The sequence below is a fragment of the Arthrobacter agilis genome (genome assembly GCF_006494655.1).
Classification (GTDB): domain Bacteria; phylum Actinomycetota; class Actinomycetes; order Actinomycetales; family Micrococcaceae; genus Arthrobacter_D; species Arthrobacter_D agilis.
In genome coordinates this window covers 1-291 of the sequence record NZ_VHIM01000037.1, presented here as the reverse complement: position 1 = coordinate 291, position 291 = coordinate 1, and the positions used below count along the sequence as shown (strand labels likewise).

Sequence of the window (291 nt, the reverse complement as noted above, 5' to 3'; positions counted from 1 at the left end):
CGTCATTGTTTGATGTTGATACTCCGTGTATTTTTAATGCGCCTGCTTACAACAAGAGTAATGAAAAATCATTAAAACCTGTGAGCGAAAACGGTTTAAGTGGAGTATTGACTGATCGTAATAATAAAATAAAACTCATCACGGGCGTGGCACCATTCGATGATATTTTATTTATGGATGATGACTTTGATGATAGTTCCTCTGAGGATGATCCCGTTGAGAATAGTCCTGTTGTGACTAGTCCCGTTGTATCAAGTTCTAAAAGCAGTTTTCAATGATTAATAAATGGCA

Annotated in this window: 1 protein-coding gene; it reads left to right on the top strand. The window is 36.4% G+C overall.

Features of this window, described 5'->3' with window-relative positions:
* Window positions 1–278: YpjCB family protein (locus FJV46_RS15795; protein WP_204840890.1), on the top strand; the 278-nt coding region annotated here is incomplete at its 5' end.
* Between the last annotated feature and the right edge of the window lie 13 nt (window positions 279–291).